General features: G+C 56.8%; 17 protein-coding genes. 9 read left to right on the top strand and 8 right to left on the bottom strand.

Translation table 11 applies throughout. The annotated features are described in order from the left end of the window. Positions 1–137: 137 nt before the first annotated feature. Together B5G28_RS09460 and B5G28_RS09455 are read right to left on the bottom strand one after the other, a co-directional pair. Positions 138–641 (bottom strand): O-acetyl-ADP-ribose deacetylase, encoded by a 504-nt coding sequence (locus tag B5G28_RS09460; RefSeq protein ID WP_242967554.1) that lies wholly within the window; start codon positions 639–641, stop codon positions 138–140. 183 nt (positions 642–824) lie between these two features. Continuing rightward, positions 825–1,889: a helix-turn-helix transcriptional regulator gene (locus tag B5G28_RS09455; protein ID WP_158099608.1), complete on the bottom strand. Its 1,065-nt coding sequence runs from the start codon at positions 1,887–1,889 to the stop codon at positions 825–827. Positions 1,890–2,192: 303 nt separating this feature from the next. Between B5G28_RS09455 and B5G28_RS09450 the strand changes: the two genes are divergently transcribed. The 6 genes from B5G28_RS09450 (at position 2,193) to B5G28_RS09425 (ending at position 5,035) form a co-directional block, all read left to right on the top strand. Beyond that, on the top strand, positions 2,193–2,414 hold the full coding sequence (locus B5G28_RS09450; protein WP_087248191.1) for a helix-turn-helix transcriptional regulator: 222 nt from the start codon (positions 2,193–2,195) through the stop codon (positions 2,412–2,414). Between the two features lie 3 nt (positions 2,415–2,417). Continuing rightward, positions 2,418–2,768: a hypothetical protein gene (locus tag B5G28_RS09445; protein ID WP_087248189.1), complete on the top strand. Its 351-nt coding sequence runs from the start codon at positions 2,418–2,420 to the stop codon at positions 2,766–2,768. A gap of 139 nt (positions 2,769–2,907) precedes the next feature. Next, positions 2,908–3,513, top strand: coding sequence for a DUF3267 domain-containing protein (locus B5G28_RS09440; RefSeq protein ID WP_087248186.1), 606 nt, complete (start codon positions 2,908–2,910; stop codon positions 3,511–3,513). Positions 3,514–3,672: 159 nt separating this feature from the next. Further along, positions 3,673–4,095 (top strand): RNA polymerase subunit sigma-70, encoded by a 423-nt coding sequence (locus B5G28_RS09435; protein WP_087248184.1) that lies wholly within the window; start codon positions 3,673–3,675, stop codon positions 4,093–4,095. Continuing rightward, positions 4,088–4,285: a helix-turn-helix domain-containing protein gene (locus B5G28_RS09430; protein WP_087248182.1), complete on the top strand. Its 198-nt coding sequence runs from the start codon at positions 4,088–4,090 to the stop codon at positions 4,283–4,285. The genes B5G28_RS09435 and B5G28_RS09430 overlap by 8 nt, the downstream gene beginning before the upstream one ends. A gap of 138 nt (positions 4,286–4,423) precedes the next feature. After that, positions 4,424–5,035 carry a Type 1 glutamine amidotransferase-like domain-containing protein gene (locus tag B5G28_RS09425; RefSeq protein WP_002571017.1) on the top strand — a complete coding sequence of 204 codons (612 nt, stop codon included), beginning with the start codon at positions 4,424–4,426 and terminating at the stop codon, positions 5,033–5,035. 348 nt (positions 5,036–5,383) lie between these two features. Here B5G28_RS09425 and B5G28_RS09420 read toward each other — a convergent pair whose 3' ends face one another. From B5G28_RS09420 to B5G28_RS09395, 6 genes are all read right to left on the bottom strand, one after another. After that, a complete protein-coding gene (locus B5G28_RS09420; RefSeq protein ID WP_087248180.1) occupies positions 5,384–5,788 on the bottom strand; it encodes a sugar ABC transporter permease in 405 nt (134 codons plus the stop codon). Positions 5,789–5,955: 167 nt separating this feature from the next. Beyond that, positions 5,956–7,266 carry an extracellular solute-binding protein gene (locus B5G28_RS09415; protein ID WP_087248178.1) on the bottom strand — a complete coding sequence of 437 codons (1,311 nt, stop codon included), beginning with the start codon at positions 7,264–7,266 and terminating at the stop codon, positions 5,956–5,958. 144 nt (positions 7,267–7,410) lie between these two features. Then, positions 7,411–9,732, bottom strand: a complete 2,322-nt coding sequence (locus tag B5G28_RS09410) for a glycosyl hydrolase family 65 protein (RefSeq protein WP_087248176.1) — start codon at positions 9,730–9,732, stop codon at positions 7,411–7,413. 106 nt (positions 9,733–9,838) lie between these two features. Continuing rightward, positions 9,839–10,129 carry a hypothetical protein gene (locus B5G28_RS09405; protein WP_087248174.1) on the bottom strand — a complete coding sequence of 97 codons (291 nt, stop codon included), beginning with the start codon at positions 10,127–10,129 and terminating at the stop codon, positions 9,839–9,841. Next, positions 10,126–10,569, bottom strand: a complete 444-nt coding sequence (locus B5G28_RS09400) for an RDD family protein (RefSeq protein WP_087248172.1) — start codon at positions 10,567–10,569, stop codon at positions 10,126–10,128. The genes B5G28_RS09405 and B5G28_RS09400 overlap by 4 nt, the downstream gene beginning before the upstream one ends. A gap of 127 nt (positions 10,570–10,696) precedes the next feature. After that, positions 10,697–11,713: a LacI family DNA-binding transcriptional regulator gene (locus B5G28_RS09395; protein WP_087248170.1), complete on the bottom strand. Its 1,017-nt coding sequence runs from the start codon at positions 11,711–11,713 to the stop codon at positions 10,697–10,699. 485 nt (positions 11,714–12,198) lie between these two features. Here B5G28_RS09395 and B5G28_RS09390 point away from each other — a divergent pair, with 485 nt between their 5' ends. From B5G28_RS09390 to B5G28_RS09380, 3 genes are all read left to right on the top strand, one after another. Further along, entirely contained in the window at positions 12,199–12,684 is a 486-nt protein-coding gene (locus tag B5G28_RS09390; RefSeq protein ID WP_087248168.1) for a hypothetical protein, read from the top strand. A 232-nt stretch (positions 12,685–12,916) separates the two neighbouring features. Beyond that, on the top strand, positions 12,917–14,647 hold the full coding sequence (locus B5G28_RS09385) for an Hsp70 family protein (protein WP_087248166.1): 1,731 nt from the start codon (positions 12,917–12,919) through the stop codon (positions 14,645–14,647). Further along, on the top strand, positions 14,644–17,739 hold the full coding sequence (locus tag B5G28_RS09380) for a J domain-containing protein (RefSeq protein WP_087248164.1): 3,096 nt from the start codon (positions 14,644–14,646) through the stop codon (positions 17,737–17,739). The genes B5G28_RS09385 and B5G28_RS09380 overlap by 4 nt, the downstream gene beginning before the upstream one ends. Positions 17,740–17,944 lie beyond the last annotated feature (205 nt).

The following is a 17,944-nucleotide window of genomic DNA, read 5'->3' as shown; positions in this document are numbered from 1 at the left end:
CCTCTTTCACTTGGATATGTGTGTATTTTTGTCTGGACATACGAACACCCCCTGTATAGGTTTATTTTCCTACACAGGGGGCGTTTTGTCTATTGTCCGTTTTTACTGGTTCAGTTCAGAGACGCCGGGCGTTTTGTTTAGAACAGCTTGTTTTGTGCGTCGACGTAGGCGCGGAAGGTGTGGTCGTCAAACAGCACCCACTCCACCAAATCCAGCGCGCCGGGATGCTGGGTCAGAAAGTCCCGGACAGTTTGAAGGGCGATGTCTGCCGCCGGTGCCAGCGGGAAGGCATACACCCCAGTGGAAATGGAAGGGAACGCAATCCGCCGGATGCCGTGTTCCATTGCCAGCTGGAGAGAGTGGCGGTAACAGTCCGCCAGCAGCTGAGCCTCTCCGTGACGGCCGCCGGACCAGATGGGCCCCACCGTGTGGATCACATAGGGGCAGGGGAGGCGGTAGCCCCGGGTGAGTTTGGCCTGGCCGGTGGGGCAGCCGTGGAGGGTCCGGCATTCGGCCAATAGCTCAGGCCCTGCGGCCCGGTGGATGGCCCCGTCCACACCGCCGCCTCCCAACAGGCTGTTGTTGGCGGCATTGACGATGGCGTCCACATCCTGCACCTGGGTGATGTCCCCGCGGAGCATCCGGATTTGAGGAAGGGGCAGACCGCCCTCTCCGGCGTCGGGGTGCCGCAGAATGCCGGCAGAAGAACCGTACAGATGCATCATAAAGACTGCCTCCCTTGCAAAGCGATCGGAACAACCATGCTTTCAAAGCCAGTCTAACATACTTTGCCCGGCGGCGCAAGCAGAGCCCCGGAAGGCAGCTTACACGCTGGCTTTCAGCTTTTCCAGCGCCTGGGTAAAGACGGGATATTCAAACAGCGGACGGTACTTTTCTTCGGTGGTGATGGACTGCTGCAAAAGCCGCCGCAAAGGCTGGGTGGTGGCCTGGAAACCCTCCTGCTTTTTGTAGGTGAGCCCGGGCGAGAACAATTCCTCGTCCGGGAAGGTGACCGGCCCCAGGGCGATGTCCACATACCGGGCGAAACAGTCGGCGGCCTGCTGAAATTCGCCTATCTGGAGATAGGCCTCCATCATGGGGGCGTCGCTCATGTCGGCCAGGCCAAAGGTCTGGGAAACAGCCCGATAGGCCTGGCACAGATGCAGCAGCTGCCCGGGCCGGGACATCAGTTTGGGATTCATCAGGGAGACAAGGCAGGTCTGGGTCTGGTTGACCAGCTTGTAGAGCTGCTTTTGGATCAGCTTGAGAGCTTCTTCCGGCTGGTCCTTTTTCAGATAGTACAGGGCCCAGATGGAGGTGGGATCGCCCACGTGTTCCGGCAGTTCCCGCAGCAGGGCGGCGCACTGTTCCGGGTCCCCGTCCAACAGGGCCAGACTGGCCAGCTGGATGGTGGCGCTCTGCCAGTAGGCCGAGCTGCCCGAGGCGCGCAGCTCCTCCAAAAGGGCCTTTTTGCGGCTTTTCCAGAGGGATGGGATTTCGGGGGAGAACATCTGGAAGGTGTCATAGGCTGCCGCTGCGTTGAACTGGAGGGCGGCACAGTGGGGATAGCGGTGGAGCAGTTCCTGCAGCTTTTCCTCTGCCGCCGGGCAGCCCTGCTGCATGGCAGTCTGGATGATGGCATTGATTTGCTCCACCACTTCCTGGTCGGAGAGGGTTTCTTCAAATTGCAGCAGGGTGTCCACGTTGGTGCCCAGGGCCCGGGCCAGAGGGCAGAGCAGGGCAATGTCGGGGCAGGAGGCGTTGGTCTCCCACTTGCTGACGGCCGGGGCGGAAATCCCCAGCTGTGCGGCCAGCTGTTCCTGGGTCAGACCTTTGGCTTTGCGGAGAGCGGCGATGTTTTCGCCGATTTTCAGTTGATTCAGTTCCATGGTTGGCTCCTCTCGATTGTAGGTGGGCCGCGCGGTTTCTGTCTGTATTGTAACCCATCCGCCCGGCCGCCGCAAGCGAGGCGGCGTTAAGGGAAGGACAGATTTTCTTAACCGCTGGTTAATCCAAAGGGCCCGGCAGCCCGGGAGTCCAAAGAAAAAAGCCGGCACGGAATGCTCATGTGCCATAAAGTAACACAAAGAATTTGATAGACAGCAGCCCTATTCCGTCAAAAAAATTTCTTAGACATAAAGTAAGAAATATGTTATACTGAAAAATAAATCTTAGAGGAAGGCGGTGAACAGATGGCGGGAAAAAGTAAGTACACTTTTGAAAGTAAAATCCATGTGTACAGGGCAACCAAGCGAATGACGCAGCAGGAACTTGCCGATTTAGTCGGTGTGTCCCGCCAGACCATCATGCAGCTTGAACGAAACCGTTACAACCCATCTATGCTCTTGGCATATAGTATTGCGAGGGTGTTTGATGTTACGATTGAAGATTTATTTGATTTTAAGGGGGCATAGAAAATGGAGGATTTCTTCTATTCCTTGCTGTCTAATCGACAGGCAACTTTTGTTAATATGGTTATTGGTGTTCTGCTGTTTATAGCTCTTTTGTTTCTGTTCTTCTGTAAGAGCAGCCGAGATGAACGCGGCAGGAAAATTATTGGAAAAGCGAGTATCGTGGCATTGATCTGTTTTGGTATTTGTGCTACGCTATTCAGCCAGTATATGCAGTATATTGCTGTTCAGCAATCATCTGGTGGGGAGGTTCTTGTGCTGGACGCATTTTTAGCTGTAAACTCTATTCAGCTCATTTTCAACATAACAGTAATTGTTGAGATAGTAGGAATACTTATTTTAAGGCACAGAGAGTAATCCGTCACATTGTCAAATACAAGTAGCCGTCTTTGACGGCTATTTATTTCCACTTTGATGTAAGAAATATTTGACATATAGAACGAAATAATATATACTGTATGCGTGGAAGTGAACGCTTTAAGCAGGAGGTGTCATTATGAAATCAAAAAAAGAAAACAAGGATTTTAACAGGGTGCAAGCTGACCTAAAAGCAAATGGGTTCAGAGAAAAAGATGTCACAATTCCGTCTGGAAAGGCAATGGTTTTAGGAATTGTTTACGCACTCCCGTTCGTAATAACTTTGGGCTTATTGTATCGCTTTCTCTTAATTGAAAGAGCGCATTTGTCAGAAGTCGGCGGACTTTCTTTTTACATTATGTTTATAGCCATTATTGCTATCTCAGTTGTAATACATGAGTTGTTGCATGGTATCGGTTGGGCAATTTCAAGCGGTAAAGGCTGGAAGGTGGTTCGGTTTAATATCAACGCAATGATGCCAAGTTGTGCTTGTAAGGTGGCGTTGAAAAAGAAATCGTACTTAACTGGAGTTTTGGCACCTTTTGTAATATTGGGATTAGGCAGCATACTGTTTGTTTTCGTATATCCTGGCACAGTGTCTTTGCTTACTCTAATGGTTAATTTTATTGCCGCAGGAGCTGATTTGCTTATTGCCGTTAATGTATTAAGAGAAGGCAACTGCTTAATTGCCGACCACCCAACAGAAGCCGGTTATATCGCGTTTTACAAGTCAAGTAATGTATGATGTTAAATAGCAAAGCCAGCCGAGCCAGTCAACGGTCAAGATGAACGGCGCGTACCGCGCCGCCGTTGACAGCCCCGCCCGCCTTTGCAGATAAGCAATCAAGGGGCGACAGCAAGGAGTGCTGCCGCCCCGCACTATTATCAGAGAGGGGGAATTTCCATGACCGAAGATGAAGCCTATAAAGTGCATATCCAGTACACCTTTAACGCCTTTTGCAAGGTTGTCATTCGTCACACCGCCATAGATATAATTTTGAAGCTGCGCCGGAGGTGGGAACGGGAAGTTTCCCTTGACTATCTGATGAATGAGAAGTTTGTTCAGCTTGCCGAGCCGGAGCAGCTTGAAGAATATTTTTTTACCGCTTGCGGCCAGACCGCCGTTCTGTACCATACGGAGCTTGCCGCCGCCCTTGCCCTCTTACCGGAGCAGGCACAGGAAGAAATTTTCCGCTACTATTTCCTGCGCCAGCCGCAGCGAGTGATCGGCGTACATATCGGCCGGACACGCAGCACTGCGGGGCGACATATCCAGCTTGCCTTGCAGCGGTTACGGCGGCTCATGGAGGAAAACCGCTATGAGTAAACTTCTCCCCTATGAAACAATCGTCAAAGCCTATGAGGGCGACCCGGACGCAATCGACACCGTTCTTTCCCACTACGCCGGATATATCCGCTATTGCTCCAAAGTACATGGGAAAGTCAACGCCGAGGTTGAGGAATATGTGAAGCAGAAGCTAATCGCCGCACTGTTCAAGTTTCGCTTTGACCGATAAGCAAAGAACAAACACCGGCTTCCATTAGCGATTTTCCCCAGCAAGTTTACAATTCATCTATTCCCATAAGTAAGCGGTCATAGTATAATAAAGCCATCGACAAATGCAAATTTGAAAAATTAAAAGAGGACTAAGTTTATGAGAACCCTGTTCTTAACTTCAAGTGGCTTAAACGAAAAGACTATGGTATTATTTTGGAAATGTATCGGAAAAGAACCGATTAACACAAAAGCGATTTTGGTTCCATCCGCCGCAGTTGGAAATGATGGTGCGCGAGAAGGAATCATTGTATGTATGGAGCGCCTTATGAATATGGGAATACCTATGAATAATATTCTTATATATAATCTTGCGTTTTTACTTTCCGATGGATATAAAAGAACATATTCAAGTTATATTAGTGACATACCTGTACCGTTTCGCTTAATGAGTGTTCAAGAACTTACTCAATATGACATGATTGCTTTTTGTGGAGGAAATGCCCATACGCTTCTTAGCGAAATAAACAGAACAGGATTTTCGAAGCCCCTAAAGCAAGCAATAGAGAATGGATTGGTGTATCTGGGAATTAGCGCAGGTAGTATGATTGCTGCCGGAAATTTTTCCGATGGATTAGGATATTTAGCAAATCCGTTGATACCACACGCTGAAAAAGAGAGCCCTTTTGGAGATATATCGAAAAACGATTTGATTGAATTGGCTGACGGTCAAACTGTATTGATTAAAGGGAATCGACAGGAAATTATTTAATAAATTGAATACTGTTGTTTTTTTATCTTCGGGCCACCCTGACCCGAACCTTCAAAACTGAATATCAGCCGCCCACCGGCGGCCAGCGAAAGCAGTAAGTCTGAAAAAGATTTACTGCTTTTTTTGTGTCCATTTGGCAAAATCGAAAATCACCCGTAGTAGGTAGGTGAAGCCAGAAAAAACTGCCTGCTCCGTTTGGCAAATTTCTAAGAGCGGTGGTGTGGGGAGTGAAAGGAAAAATTCTCTGCCCCGCCGGTTGCCAAAATCCTGTTGCCCGGATTACTAAGGCAAAAGAAATTTTGAAAAATCCCCGTCCAGCGGGTAGCTGGCGGCCTTTGAAATGTATCTTTAGCGGAAAGGGAAAAAGCCGCCGCCCGCGGGCAGGATGCCGGCGCGGATCAGCATCATGTTGATGGGTCCGGTGACGCTGAACATAAACATGAAGATGATGGTCAGCGCCGAGCTGGAGGTCAGGGTGGGCAGGAAGTAGACGGTGCGGAAGAAGTACTTGCCGCGGATCTTGCTGTTCAGGACGCTGGCGATGATCAGCGCGATGATGGTCTGGCAGGGGACCACCACCACCGAGAAGGACAGGGTGTTGGTCAGGGCCTTGCGGGCCGTCTCATCGGTGAACAGGCGGAGATAGTTTTCCAGCCCCACGAAGGTGTAGCTGCCGGTGAAGAGGTTGACTTTGTGAAAAGAGAGGTAGACGACAAAGATGGCTGCGATGCCGATGAAGATGCCCAGGATCACAACCGCAGGCAGCAGGAACAGATAACCTTGGCGTCATTCCTGCAGCTTGCGTTTGCTGGGACGGGTATCAAACTGGATCGCCGCAGTGCCGGGAGCTACTTCTTTGGTTGCTTTTGGCATACACGATTCCTCCGTTCCCTAGTTGAGTGGGTGGGACGCCGTGCGGCTTAGCCGGCGTTGGCGATTTCCTGGTTGGCCTGGTCTTCGGCGGCCTTCAGGAATTCCGCTGCGGTCATCTCGCCGCTGACAGCCAGGGGGAAGTAGTTCTGGTATGCGGTGTTGATGATGGAGGCGTTGTTGCCCAGCTGCCAGGGCAGAGAGCAGTCGGTCATCTCGGAGTGGACCTTCCAGACGGGATCGCTATCAATGTCCATGGCCTCGGCGGCGTCGGCACGCGGGGGCAGGCAGCCTGCGCCGGTGCACCAGATGGTCTCGCCGTCCACGCTGGTGACGTACTTGATCCAGGCGGAAGCCATGTCCTTGTTCTGGCTCAGGGTGTAGATGCCGTAGCCCACGGTGTAGCTCATGGAGTACTGGGTGCCGTTGTAGCTGGGCATGGCCTTGACGCCGAAGTTGATGTCGCTGTAGTCGGTCTTGAGGGTGCCGTAGACCCAGTTGCCTTCCTCCATGATGACGGCCTTGCCGGTGCCGAAGGCCTCGCCGTTCCAGCCCAGGCCCAGGGCGCTGGGGGTCTTCCAGACGCCGGCGTCCACAAAGTTGAGGATGTACTCCATGTTCTTGACCACGCTGTCGCTGGTCAGGGTGGCGTTGCCCTCAGCGTCGCACAGGCCGTCGTTGCCGTCCTGCAGGATGCACAGGTTGCGGGACAGGTCCTGGTTGTAGGTCATGGCAGCAATCTGGTTGGGGCCATAGATCTCGTCCAGCTTGGCCTGCAGGTCCAGCAGGAACGGCATGTAATCGTCGTAGTTGTCGGGGATGTCGTCGGCAGTGTAGCCGCAGGCCTCCAGCAGGTCGATGTTGTAGTAGGTGGCCAGGGTGGAGACGTCCTTGGGAACGCACAGGGTGCCCTCGTCGTTGGTGAAGGCCTCCACCAGGTTGGGATAGAACTGGTCCAGATCGTACTCAGCAGCATCCAGGGGGTCCATCACGCCCAGAGAGCCGTAGAAGGGGAACATGCTGCCGTCCACGTAGAAGGTGTCGGGAGCGGTCTGGCCGATCAGGTCGGCCTGGAACTGGGTGTTGAAGTCGGTGTAGACCTTCAGCTCCACGGTGCAGCCGTGGTCGGCCTCAAAGTTGGTCTTCAGCTGGTTGATGGCTGCGGTCTCCTGGTCGTTGCCGCCCCAGATGCCCACGGTCAGGGTGCGGCCGGAGAAGTCGCCGGAAGCGGATGCGCTGCCGGAGGCAGCGGTGGAGCCGGCGGTCGAGGTGGACGAGGAGCTGCCGCAGGCGGTCAGCGCGGCGGCGGCCGCAGCGGCGCCGCACACAGCAAGGAACGAACGACGATTGATCTTCTTCATGGAAAAGAGCCTCCTTCAAAGTGCTTTTTGCATGGTTGCAAAAACGTTTTCGACAGCACCTATTCTATACGAAAACGTTTTCGTATTCAATTCGCTTTATGAACAAAACCTGACTCCGTATTTTGGACATCTTGTCCGGTTATTTTACAGTTCTACGCAGATCTGGCCCTGCACCTGATAGGCTTTGCCGTAAACGGTCAGCTCCACCGTTTCGGTGCCGGTGAGATTTTCGATGTTCAGGGCGGTGTGGCTCAGGGTGATGTGGAGTTTCTGGCCGTGCCAGTAGATATAGAAGTCCAGACCGGTCCATGCGTCGGGCAGGACGGGGTCGATGCGCAGCTTGCCGTCCAACATCCGGACGCCGCCGAAGCCGAACACCACCGACTGCCAGATGCCCGCCAGGGAAGCGGCATGGATGCCGGCGTCACTGGTCTTCATGTTGGGGCCCACGTCGATGGCGGCAGCGCTGGAGAACAGCTGGTAAGCCATATCCCGGTTGCCCATATCGTTGGCCAGGATGCAGTGGGTGGACAGAGACAGGGAAGAGTCGTGGAGGGTGCGGGGCTCATAGTAGCTCCAGTTGGCGCGCTTGACATCGGCGCTGAACTGGTTCTCCAGCAGCAGAAACATAATCAGGATGTCGGCCTGCTTGGAAACCTGCATGTGGGTGATCTGCTCCTGGTTGTAGTCACGGTAGATGCTGCCCACGTTCTTCTGGTTCTTGTACTTGGTCAGGTCGATGTCCTTCAGGGTCAGATAGGTGCGGTCCTGGGGAATGACCAGATCCTCACGGGGCTGGGGCAGGTAGATGCGGTTCAGCTTCTCCTCCCACTGGGGTTCCAGAGCAGCCAGGCCCAGCTTTTTGTCCAGAGTGCTGTACAGCTCGGGGCGTTCAGCCTTGAGCTGGCGGCTGTACTCCAGAGCCTTGCGGATGTTCCAGGCAGCCATGTAGTTGGTGAAGGCGTTGTCGTCCACGTGCTCCTTGTACTCGTCGGGACCCACCACGTCGTTGATGTGGAGCAGGCCGTCGGTGCCTTCCTCCAGGCGGCTGGCCCAGAACTTGCCGGTGTCCAGAATCAGCTCATAGCCGCAGCGGTCCATGAAATCCTGGTCGCCGGTCACCTGATAGTATTCCCATGCGCCGTAGGCCACGTCGGCGGTGATGTGCTGCTCAATGAAGCCGGACCAGATCTTGGTGGGCAGACCGGTGACGATGTCGGCAGCGCCCCAGACCGGGGTGACTTCGCCGTCGTCAATCCAGGCCGACTCCCAGGGGAACTGGGCGCCCTCGTACTGGTTGCCAGCGGCCTTCTTGTGGGCGCCGGGCAGGCTCAGCCAGCGGTACTCCTCCAGGCTGCGGGCCACTTCGGGTGCGCTGTAGATGAAGTAGGGCAGGATGAACATTTCGGTGTCCCAGAAGGTGTGGCCCTTGTAGCCCTCGCCGGACAGGCCCTTGGCGCCGATGTTCATGCGGTTGTCGTGCATGGGGGTCATGATGTACAGATGGTACTGTGCAAAGCGGATGGCCAGCTGGTCAAAGGCGTTCTCCGACTGGATGGTCACCGGCACGTTGTCCCAGACCTTGGCAGACCAGGCGCGGGCACTCTCAGCCAGCAGGGCATCGTAGCCCAGAGCGCAGATCTCCTTCTGACCGGCCAGAGCCTTTTCCTGCAGGGCAGAGAGCTCCAGACCCTCGCTGTCGCGGTCGCGGGAAGTGTACACGGTGGACAGCTTCTGGATGGTCAGGGTCTTGCCGGCGGGGATGGCCACCTTGAACTCCTGCTTGATGATGCGGCGGTCCATCACGATGAAGCCCTTTTCGTCCTGGGGCACGCCGTCCATAGCGAAGGAGAAGGTGGTGTGGAAGACAAAGTGAATCCCCGACTGGCCGGTGGTCTGGTTGTACTGCATGTGGCGGCCTTCAAAGAGACGCTTGTCGCCCTCCGAGAAGTGCTGGCTGCCGCCGTTGTTCATCTGGCCGTTGATGCCGCCGGTGATGTCCAGCTCCATGTCGCCGTCCAGGGGAGTGACCTCCACCTTCTGGGCGATGAGGTGCAGCCGGTCCAGAGAGACAAAACGGCTGAACACCAGCTGATACCGCTTGCCGTTGGGAGCGGCCCAGACCACCCGGCGGGTGGTCTCGCCGGTCTTGAGGTTGAGGGCCCGGTCATAGGACTCCACCTTGCCGGTCAGCAGGCTGAACCGCACCCCGTCCAGCCGCAGGTCCAGACGGGAGATGTCGGCTGCGTTGGGCAGCTCGGTGACCTCGTTGTCATCGAATTTGTTGAAGGTGCCCGCCACAAACAGGTCCCGCTGCTCGCCGGGGTTGAATTCGTCGGTGGCGTTGCGCAGGCAGAGATAGCCGTTGCCCTGGCACATGATGGACTCACATTTGCCCAGATACTCCGGGTCAAAGCTGTCCTCAGCCACAATCCAGTCAGCAGCACGCGAATAATCCATAGCCATAAGAAAATCCTCCTTTATTTCACGCTTCGCCGATGGGCGAAAACGTTTTTGATCCAGGGTGAAAAAATAGCCCGGTTTCCGGGCACTTACGGGGAACCCCGATAAGTCAATGATAGAAATAGTAGTTGGAGATCCACACCAGGATCACCAGTCCGCACAGCTGGGACCCGGCTGCAAACAGCAGGGGAATCCCCAGCGCCCAAAAGACGATGCAGCAGACGGCTGCCAGCGGCAGATACAGGCGAATGCTCCGGGCGATGTCGCTGGTGTTGGCGTATTTGCGGGCGCAGTACCAGCCCAGCAGAGCCGCCGCCAGAATGCACCCGCCCAACAGCACCGGATTGGTGGCAACCAGCGGGTCGGTGGGTTTCAGATGAAAAATCTCGTCCAGATTCATGCTTTTTTCTCCTGTTCGGGGTCGGGCTTGTCCTCCCAGCGGAAGATCACCCGGCTGTTTCCGGCCATGTCGTGGAGGGTGGTGCCCTTGACAAACAGCATCACGGTGCTGACCAGCCCGGCAGCCCATCCCACAATGGGGATCAGGTACATGGCGCGGATCAGTTCCCGCAGGCCGGTGTAGAGGACCGTGGGCTTGCCGCCGGCCCGGTCCACCACTTTCAGGCGTCCGATCATCTTGCCCAGGGTGGCGCCGTTGTTGTACTCAATCATCAGCACCCCATAGACGGCAAAGAGAAGGCGGAACAGAAAATCAGCCGAAAGCGCGTTCGTTTTGATCCAGAACAGCAGAACAAACTGCACCGGCAGCATCAGAATCAGATAGTCGATCAGCGCACACAGCAGGCGTGTGACACCCCGCAGAACTTTATGACTGCTCATGGACAGAACCCTCCTGTGCTCGTAACGAAAACGTTTTTGGCGCCCCTAGAATAGCATAGTCCCCGGCGTTTGTACATCCTCAGAATATACAAACCTGCCGGGGACTTTTTGTACAATGTATCAAGTTTCAAAGTTTGCCGCGGGCGCTGTTGCGCACCACCAGTTCATACATCATGTTGTCCACACGGACATCGGTCTTGCCTTCGATTTTTTCATAGATGGCTTTGCCTGCCATGTATCCCATAAGATAGAAGTCCTGGCGGACCGTGGTCAGGCCGCCGTAGAGGTAGCGCGCGCTGGGAATGTCGTCAAAACCCACCACCGCAATCTGGTCGCCCACCGTCAGGCCGCGCTCCTCGATGGCCTTGCAGGCGCCCAGCGCCATCAGGTCGCTGGCACAGAACAGGGCATCCACGCTGCTGTCCCGCTCCAGAAGATGCCGGACCCGCTGATAGGCGATGTCCTCCTGGAACCCTGCGTCCAAAACCCGGTTGGGCTGGATGGGCAGACCGGCTTCCTCCATGGCCCAGCGATAGCCGCTGCCCCGGAGGATGGCGACGTCGGCCTCGGGGCCGCCGTTCACCAGGGCGATGTTTTTGCGCCCGTTCTTAATCAGGAAGGAGACCGCCTCATAGGCGGCGCGCTCGTTGTCCATGGTGATGTCCAGGACATCCGGGTTGTCGATGCGGACGTCGATGAAGGCGCAGGGGATATCGATTTCGTCCAGCTGTTTCAGGTACGGGTCGTGTAATCGGAAACCGGTACAGATCAAACCGGTCAGCTGCTTGCTGAGGCACAGAACCTTTAGGGATCGCTGGGCCTGCTGATGGCCGTCGGTTGTCATCAGAATGAATTCAATATTGTTGTCCTGGCAGGCATGGCATACGCCGCTCAAAATGCCATACACTGCACCGGAAGGGTCCATGGGGCGCAGGTCGTTGATGAGCAGGCCGATCACCTTGTCCACCCGTCCGCCCATGCTGCGCCCGGCCACATTGGGCACATAGTTCATCTGGCGGGCGATTTCCTGAATATGCTTGCGGGTCTCGGGGTTGACGTCGGTATAATCGTTCAGCGCCTTGGAAACCGTTGTGATCGAAACTCCGGCTTTTTTTGCGACATCGCGAATCGTGGTTCTTTCCATCCAATCACCTCAGAAAAAGCATACCACAGTCCAGACTTTTTTCCAAGAGGGAGAGGAGCTTCCAAACAAACATTTTCGAAAAAGTTTCGCGGTGGTTTCGCGCCGAGACCCAAAAGCCCCGGCCTACCCGACCGTTCAGGCCAGAGAGCCGGGGCGGATGGGGGATCGGACCGGGAGGTTGCTCCCGGGCGCGCAGGGATTGGCATTCCTTTTGCACCAGGACCACCGACACAATCAACGCAATGAAATCAGTAATCGGGCCGGCCTGCATCACGTGCAAATTGAAATGAAGGAGTGGGGTAAAAGAGGAGAAAGCCAGCCGCCTTTTGCGCAGAAAAAACCGCCCTTTGCTGCAATTTCCTTGCACAAGCAGGAGCTTTGCTGTATTCTTGACCAAAAGGCCGGGCCGTTCGGCCTGCTTTGGACAAATTGCGGAGCCTGTATCCCGCCGCCGGAGGGCGGGAGACAGGGGAAAGGAGCATGTTATGACGAGCCAAACCAATGAGAATGCCCTGTTGAAGGCGGGGTGCATCCTGCTGATGGCGGCGGGAGCTGTTTGCCAGGCAATTGGCGTGTGGAACAGCCTTTCGGTGGGCAGACAGACCCAGAACATGGAGTCGGAAATGTACGACAACTTGAATCAGGCCATGCAGCAGCAGACCGGCGGCCAGGCCGGGGCCGATGTGGCGATTCAGGCCTTGCAGGGGTTGTCGGTTCTGGTGGCCGTTCTGTGCGTGGTGGTGCTGGCGGTGCTGCTGGTGGTGGGGCTGATGGGGCTCAAACGGGTTGACAAGCCGGAGAAGTACCGCTTCTTCCTGATCTGGGGGATTGTTCTGCTGGTGTTCGGCGGCGTCGGGGCGCTGTTGGTGGCGGATTTTGCGTCGATCCGGGGCATCGCCAATCTGCTCTGGGCCGTGGTGGCGCCGATCCTGTTCATTGTGGGAGCCCTGCAGCAGAAAAAGGCCCTCTGACCAAGCCCAAAAGGCCGGAATCATTGCATAAAAGGAACCGCGGCCGGCGGACATCGCAGACTTGCCATAGAGCCTGCGGGTGCATTATAATACAGGAAAAGACCATGCCAAGACGCTTGGCAGAGCCTGACCGGAGAGCACCCACAGCATTCATGGCGGCTGGTGTCCGCCGGCCTGCATTTTGGGGCGCCCGGAGGACGGCCCGGCGAATCGAAACAGGAGGAACAAGCCAATGGCGATGATTGGGATTGATCTGGGAACCACCAATTCCCTGGTCAGCGTCTATCGAAACGGCCGGGCCGAACTGCTCCCCAATGAACTGGGACAGTACATGACCCCCAGCTGTGTCAGCCTGCTGGAGGACGGCAGCCTTGCGGTGGGAGCCGTGGCAAAAGAGCGGCTGATAACCCATCCGGAACAAACGGTGTCGGCCTTCAAAACCTGGATGGGCACTGAGAAAACGTTCTCTCTGGGAGACAAGGAGTTTCTTCCCCATGAGCTGTCCGCCATGGTGCTGAAAAAGCTGGCCCAGAGAGCCCGCGCCGCCCTGGGCGAGGAGATCGAAGAAGCGGTCATCAGCGTGCCGGCCTACTTCAACGACAACCAGCGCTGCGCCACCCGGCTGGCGGCCCAGCTGGCAGGTTTGCCGGTGAAACGCCTCATCAATGAGCCGTCGGCTGCGGCGCTGTGCTACAGTGCGGCCCTGGGCCGCCGGGAAGGCAAGCTGCTGGTGGTGGATTTTGGCGGCGGCACCCTGGATGTGAGCGTGGTGGACTGCTTCGAGAATATGGTGGAGATTCTGGCCATTGCAGGGGACAACCACCTGGGCGGCAACGACATCGACCGGGCCATTGCCGACTATTTCTGCCGGGAAACCGGTCTGAACTGGGATGCTTTGACCCCTTCGGCCCAGCGCCAGCTGCTGGCTTTGGCAGAGCGCGGCAAAGTGGGCCTGTCCGGCATCCGCCGGGGCCTGTTGGTGTTCCAGGACGGGGACCAGAATCTGAGCGCCCCGCTGGACGGGAAAATCTTGGCCTCCATCTGTAAGCCGGTGTTTGAACGGGTCCGCGGCGTGATTGTCCGCGCCGTGCGGGACAGCGGCATCCCAGTTTCCGCCATGGACGATATGGTGCTGGTGGGTGGTTCCTCCCAGATGGAAGTCTTTGTGGACTATCTGGAACAGCTGTTTTCCAAGCGGCCCACCCTGGCCGCCCGGCCGGAACATATGGTGGCCCTGGGGGTGGGGCTGTGCGTGGGCATCAAGCAGCGCAGCGCCGAGCTGCGGGATGTGGTCATGACGGATGTCTGTCCCTTTTCTCTGGGAGTGGCCACCTACAACAGTCAGGGGGACGTGAACCCCCATATGGCAGTTCTAATTCCCCGCAGCAGCATCCTGCCGGCCCGGCGGGCCCAGCAGTTTTATACCCTTTTTCCGGATCAGCGCCGCATCCGTCTGGAAATTTATCAGGGAGAGAACTACTATGCGGCGGACAATCTGCGGCTGGGAGAGCTGACGGTAGCCGTCCCGCCGGACGAGCCGGGCAGTCAGTGGGTGCAGGTGATCTTTGCCTACGATATCAACGGCATTCTGGAAGTGACCGCAGAGAGTAGCAGCGGCGACCGCAAGCAGACGGTCATCCTGAACCCCAAACTTACCCTGTCGGAGGAAGAACTCCAACAGGAACTGGCCCGTCTGAACGCCCTGCCTACTCAGTCGGAGATCGGGGAGGAGGACCAGCTCCTGTTTGCCTGGGCGCAGCGTCTGTTTGCAGAGCTGACCGGCCCCCGCCGGCAGGAGGCGGGGTATCTGCTGCAGCGGATGCAGGAGGCCGCCCAGTCGGGGGACCCCATCCGGCAGGCCCGGGAGCGGGAAGACGCCCGCCGTCGCCTGGAAGAGTTGGAACGCTGGGCCCAGTGGGACGTATTTGAAGAACCGGACGATGAGGAGGATGAAGAGGAATGAATCTGTGGGAAATTCTGGGCCTGGAACCCACCCGTGACCTGGGGGCCATCCGGAAAGCCTATGCCGCCAAAGCCGCCCAGTGCAGCCCCGAGGATGACCCCGAGGGCTTTTTGCAGATTCGGCGCGCCTATGAGGAGGCCTGCGCCTGGGCCCGCGGACAGGAGCAGCCGGACCAGCCGCCTCTGGAACCCCAGCAAGCCCCGGCCAACCAGGGGACAGGGGGCTTCAGCCTGGCCGAAGAGGAAGAACAGGCCCGCCCCTTTGCGCATCCCGCCCTGGATCAGTTCCGGGAACTGTATGGCTCCAAACAGCGGGTGAACCGGAAACTGTGGGATCAGTATTTTACCTCCATCGAGTTTCTGTCCGTCTATCGGGACCCTCGGTTCACGGCTGCTTTGTGCCAGACTGTGGAGGAGATGAAAAAGGAATGGCCGCCCATCAGCGTCTTTCAGATTCCGCTGGCGGTGGCTTACCGCTACCGCGCGGTGGAGTACAAAGACCGCACCGAATTTGAGCTGGCCGCCGGGGCGGGCTTTGACGGAATCGAGGATATCCTCAAGATCGCGGCCATGGGGCCGCTGGTCCGCAAACTCCAGGGCAACGACAAAGCCCTCTCCGCCGCATATCGGGATTATGAGGCACTGTGCGGCCTGGCCCGGCAGGAGAAGTGGGACCTGGATTCCGCCCAGCAAATGCACAAGTATGTGAGCCTGTACAGCATGGCCCATTTGAAAGAGCGCTGCGTCAACAGCGACCTCTTCACCGAGCGGAACATTGTGTCGCTCCGGGTACTGGAGGCCTTTTTCTCCCTGTATACCCTGCCGGAGGAAGCGTATGAGATTCTGTGGAATACATTGGAGCTGAACTCTGCCGTTATGGGCCGGGCCCAGATTTTCTACGGCAAACTGCGCCAGATCGCCCAGGAAAAGGCCCCGCAGGTCTGCGTGCCGCGGGAACAGTTTGTGGAGCTTCGCTCAGCGTTTATTGAGCTGAGCGGGCAGCTCTACCATTTTGACGCCGACATGCCGCAGAACCGGGAATTGACGGACGCCTTTCTGGCGCGGTGGGATTTTCAGCGGGCCGCCCGTACCCGGATGTTTGTCCGGGATGAGATTCTGCATCACTGGTGCGGGCCCTATGACCCCCACACCGCGTATTTTCTCCGTCAGCTGATGGCTTTGTACCAGCGGGAGGCGTCCTTTCCCTATGCCCGGGAAGTGGTGGAGGCCATCCAAGACAGCATCGGCCAGTGGGAAAAAGAAGAGGCCCGCAAGAGGGAGCAGGAAAACCTGGGCAATCTGGCCCGGGAGGAAATCACCCTGGACTGCTGCAACCCGCGGCATCCGCTGTTCCTGCGCTATTTCCTGCGCAACAGCTTTTACCATGCAGATACCTCAGACGGGAAATCTCTGGCCGGCCTGCTGGACCAGCAGTTTCCGCAGGACGCCGGATGGGTCCGGCGGCTGGCGGAAAAGAAGCTGAGCCTCCCCGTCATCCTTCATCAGAAGAACATCGCAGAGGATGGGCAGGAACAGGTGGAAACCCTGGAGTTTGAAATCCGATTCCACCAGTTTTATCTGGAATACCGCTGCGACGGTCAGACGGTCTGCAACCCTGTGCTGCCTTTCTGGGGCTTGTGCCAGCTGGAAGATGAACTGCGTTTTCTGATGCTGCTCCCGGTCATGGGGGCCTATCAGGAAGATTTGGAGCAGGTGAAGGAGATTTTGAAGGAGCGTCTGGCCCGGCTGAATCTTCCGGAAGAGGTTTTGGCGGTGGTGTCCGACGCGCTGGCCCGGGAGATCGCCTGTATGGCTCCCATGGGGGATGGGGTTGGAAGTCTTCGCCCGGCCTTCTTTGCCCGGGAAGAGGAGGACATCGCCTGTTTCTGTGAGTGGTACGGCAATGGCCGGCTGCTGACCTTCCGCCGCACTGCGGAAGGAGAGCAGATTCTGTATACCAGCTGCTATGAGGACATCCGATCCCTTCAGGAAGCCGCCCGCAGAGCAAAGAAAATTCTGGACGAAATCTTCCTCCCTGCGCCGGGCCTGCGCACCATCAAGCCCGGCCTGTGCGGCTCGATTCATGCGGACTATAACGGCCAGCCCTCCCGGGACTATCCGCCGGAAGAAATCACCCAGCCCCTGCTGGAACAGCTCTTCCATGACTTTGAACAGCAGCGGGTTCATCGCCTGGTGTTTGACGGGCGCCTGGTCCTTCTCTGGGACTTTGAGGGCCAGGGCGGAACCTGCGCTTTGCTGCGGTTCTACGATGGAGACCAGAGATGGGAGGCCCTGCTGGCCAACCGGGATATGTACTGCAGCGTGGACAGCAGCCTGGTTCCCCAGAGCACCTTCCGGCTGGGGCATCTGCCGGTGTATCTGCTCCATCGCGGCCCGGGCAAACCGCTCCGGGCCCTGACGGCCATTCTGAGCGGCGCGCCGGATCGCTCGGAACAATGGTCCACCAAAGTCTATCTCTACAGCGCCAAACCCTACTACTATATGGTCAAGCGGACGATTGGGTGCTTTACCCCCGAGGAGTCCAGAGGCCCCATGCTCCGCGCCCGCTATTTCATGCCCAAGACGCCCCGCCGGTTTTTCTATCAGAAGCCGGATGGTGAGCTCTGCACCCTGCCGGTGGAGGGCGCAGCCCGCATGACCCTGCAGAGCCAGCTGGCCGGTTTTGAGGCGGGCAACCAGGACTATCTGGTGATTCGCTGGCAGCTGGAGGAGGAAGGTGTGGTCCACCTGGTCCTTCTCCACGAAAAGGCCGGGACCGAGCACCGCTATCAGGCCATTGTCATTCAGGACAACTGCCAGAGCATTGACTATCTGGTGGCGGACCGGTGGGAGTACATCAACACCGACAAAAAGGCCATCAAAGCAGAATTCCAGGGGAGAAAGATTCCCCGCTACCTGATTCATTACGATATGAAGATCATCCGGGATTTTCTGGATCTGTTCTTCATCAGCATCCCCAAGTTTGACCCCCTGCTGCGCAATCAGTTCGGGGCCTTTGCCAGCGGCCCCGACTACCTGACCCGTCTGGGCTTTGCAGAGCACCGGCGGAAACTTCTGCCTCCCGTTTATTAAAATACCCCCGGCACGGACTTTTCTGTGCCGGGGATTTTCATGCGGGCCTGAACGGCACCAAAGACGGTCGGGAAACAGCAACTTGCCCAAAAAAGGACTGCGTCCAAACAAACATTGGGCGCAGTCCTGCTTTTTTGCTTTTCCTGATACTTTCCTTAGAATCGCCTGTTACCATAGCAGCAGAGAAAGAAAGGAGATACACTGT

It is taken from the genome of Faecalibacterium sp. An77 (assembly GCF_002161315.1).
Lineage (GTDB): Bacteria > Bacillota > Clostridia > Oscillospirales > Ruminococcaceae > Faecalibacterium.
The sequence above is the reverse complement of the archived record's forward strand: the minus strand, read 5'-3'. Positions and strand labels throughout refer to the sequence as shown.